Origin of the sequence: Mesorhizobium sp. M4A.F.Ca.ET.020.02.1.1, assembly GCF_004022645.1 — a bacterium.
Lineage (GTDB): Bacteria > Pseudomonadota > Alphaproteobacteria > Rhizobiales > Rhizobiaceae > Mesorhizobium.
In genome coordinates this window covers 1-2,733 of the sequence record NZ_RZOI01000775.1, presented here as the reverse complement: position 1 = coordinate 2,733, position 2,733 = coordinate 1, and the positions used below count along the sequence as shown (strand labels likewise).

Below are 2,733 nucleotides of genomic sequence, written 5' to 3'. Positions count from 1 at the left end.
AGTACATGTCGTATTCGACCGGATGCGGGGTCATCTCGAAGCGCATCACCTCGGCCATCTTCAGCTCGATGTAGCTGTCGATCTGGTCGTCGTCGAAGACGCCGCCGGCCTTGAGGAAGCCGCGGTCCTTGTCGAGGCTTTGCAGCGCCTCGCGCAGCGAGCCGCAGACGGTCGGGATCTTCTTCAGCTCCTTCGGCGGCAGGTCGTAAAGATCCTTGTCCATCGGCTGTCCCGGGTGGATCTTGTTCTTGATGCCGTCGAGGCCGGCCATCAGCATGGCGGCGAACGCGAGGTAGGGGTTCGCGCCCGGATCGGGGAAGCGGACCTCGACGCGCTTGGCCTTCGGCGACGAGCCGAACGGAATGCGGCAGGACGCCGAGCGGTTGCGCGCCGAATAGGCGAGCAGCACCGGCGCTTCGTAACCCGGCACCAGGCGCTTGTAGGAGTTGGTCAGCGGATTGGTGAAGGCGTTGATCGCCTTGGCGTGCTTGATGATGCCGCCGATGTAGAACAGGCAGCTCTCCGACAGGCCGGCATATTCGTTACCGGCGAAGGTCGGCTTGCCGCCCTTCCAGATCGACTGGTGGACGTGCATACCCGAGCCGTTGTCGCCGAACACCGGCTTCGGCATGAAGGTGGCCGTCTTGCCATAGGCGTTGGCGACCTGGTGAACGACGTACTTGTAGATCAGCATCTTGTCGGCGTTGCGGACCAGCGTGTCGAACTTGATGCCGAGCTCATGCTGGGCGGCGGCGACCTCATGGTGATGCTTCTCGACGCGCACGCCCATCTCGGCGAGCACGGTCAGCATTTCCGAGCGCATGTCCTGGGCGGAATCGATCGGCGGCACAGGGAAGTAGCCGCCCTTGATGCGCGGACGATGGCCGAGATTGCCGGTCTCGTAGTCGGTGTCGTCGTTGGACGGCAGTTCGGTGGAGTCCAGGCGGAATCCGGTGTTGTAGGGATCGGCCTTGTACTTGACGTCGTCGAAGACGAAGAATTCGGCTTCCGGGCCGACGAAGATCTGGTCGCCGATGCCTTCCGACTTCATGTAGGCCTCGGCCTTCTTGGCGGTGCCGCGCGGGTCGCGGTTGTAGGATTCGCCGGAGACCGGATCAAGGATGTCGCACAGGATGACCATGGTCGACTGGGCGAAGAACGGGTCCATGTGCACCGTGTCGGGATCGGGCATCAGCACCATGTCGGACTCGTTGATCGCCTTCCAGCCTGCGATCGAGGAACCGTCGAACATGACGCCGTCGGCGAACATGTCTTCCTCGACTTCGACGACATCCATGGTGACGTGCTGCAGCTTGCCCTTCGGATCGGTGAAGCGCAGGTCGACGAATTTCACGTCGTTGTCCTTGATCTGCTTCATGATGTCTTTGGCTGTCGTCATGTCATGTATCCCTGTTTGATGACGTTTTTTGATGATGACGTTGCAGAAAGATGCGGGGCGTCAGACGGCGTCCATTCCGGTTTCACCGGTGCGGATGCGCACGACTTCCTCGATGTTGGAGACGAAGATCTTGCCGTCGCCGATGCGGCCGGTCTGCGCCGCCTTGCGGATGGCCTCGATGGCGCCTTCGACGGCGTCGTCGCCGAGCACCACTTCGATCTTCACCTTGGGCAGGAAGTCGACGACATATTCGGCGCCGCGATAGAGTTCGGTGTGGCCCTTCTGCCGGCCGAAGCCCTTGGCCTCGGTCACTGTGATGCCCTGCAGGCCAGCCTCCTGAAGCGCTTCCTTCACTTCGTCCAGCTTGAATGGCTTAATGATCGCTTCGATCTTTTTCATGTAAAATGTGGCCTCCACTGCCAAAAAGACGGGTTGTGTACCCCGCTTGCGCCTCCATCAAGCACGAACTGTGCCAAATCCTGCGGATTCGAGGCGGTATCGGGCGATCTCATCAATTGTCATGCCCGGATGCATATTCGCGTCATTCGCTGCATTGGAAGCGTCATGGACGCTCGAAGCCTATACATTGCCGATCCTCCCGTCCGCACAATAATTAGGCAAATAGCGTAATTTGCAGGCATTTCTGCCCATTGGCGCATTGCATCGAGCGATGCGTTTCTGAGCAGTGGCAGGTGTTTCGCTGTTTGCTTCAAACCGAAAACTGGACAATGCTTCACCGGAGAGCGGACCGCAATCCATGAGCAACGAACTTTTATCTCCGGTTGAAATGGCCGAGGCCGACCGGCTGGCGATCGCGGCCGGACCGCTCGACGGCTATGGCCTGATGCGACGGGCCGGCGAGGCGGTCGCCGCCGTTGTGCTGGCGCGTTACCCGGCGGCCTCAAGGGTCCATGTTCTCTGTGGTCCCGGCAACAATGGGGGCGATGGCTATGTCGTGGCGAGATTGCTGGCCGAGGCCGGTGTCAATGTCGCGGTGTGGGTATCGGGCAAACCGCGAGCCGGCAGCGATGCCGCGATTGTCGCGGCGGAGTGCCCCGCAAAAGCTCGACCGCTCGCGGCATTTGCCGCCGAGAAAGGCTCCATTATCGTCGATGCTCTCTATGGGGCAGGACTCTCGAAGCCCCTGTCCGGTCACGACGCCACGGCGATCGAAATGGCCAGGGAAATCGATCTGCCGGTGATCGCCGTCGATCTACCCTCCGGCGTCTCCGGTGCAAGCGGTGCCATTCTCGGCGCGGCATTCAGCGCCGAGGTCACGGTCACCTTCGCACGCAAGAAACCCGGTCATCTGCTGCTGCCGGGGCGGGAACGCT

At 61.2% G+C, this 2,733-nt stretch carries 3 protein-coding genes; 1 reads left to right on the top strand and 2 read right to left on the bottom strand.

Going from position 1 to position 2,733, the window contains the following annotated elements; all coding sequences use genetic code 11:
* Together glnA and EN742_RS30910 are read right to left on the bottom strand one after the other, a co-directional pair.
* Positions 1–1,399 (bottom strand): type I glutamate--ammonia ligase (gene glnA, locus EN742_RS30915; RefSeq protein ID WP_128333661.1); only part of this gene is annotated, 1,399 nt, incomplete at its 3' end.
* Positions 1,400–1,459: 60 nt separating this feature from the next.
* Positions 1,460–1,798: a P-II family nitrogen regulator gene (locus EN742_RS30910; protein WP_006205430.1), complete on the bottom strand. Its 339-nt coding sequence runs from the start codon at positions 1,796–1,798 to the stop codon at positions 1,460–1,462.
* Positions 1,799–2,156: 358 nt separating this feature from the next.
* Here EN742_RS30910 and EN742_RS30905 point away from each other — a divergent pair.
* The coding region (locus EN742_RS30905) for an NAD(P)H-hydrate epimerase (protein WP_128333662.1) at positions 2,157–2,733 on the top strand (577 nt) is incomplete at its 3' end.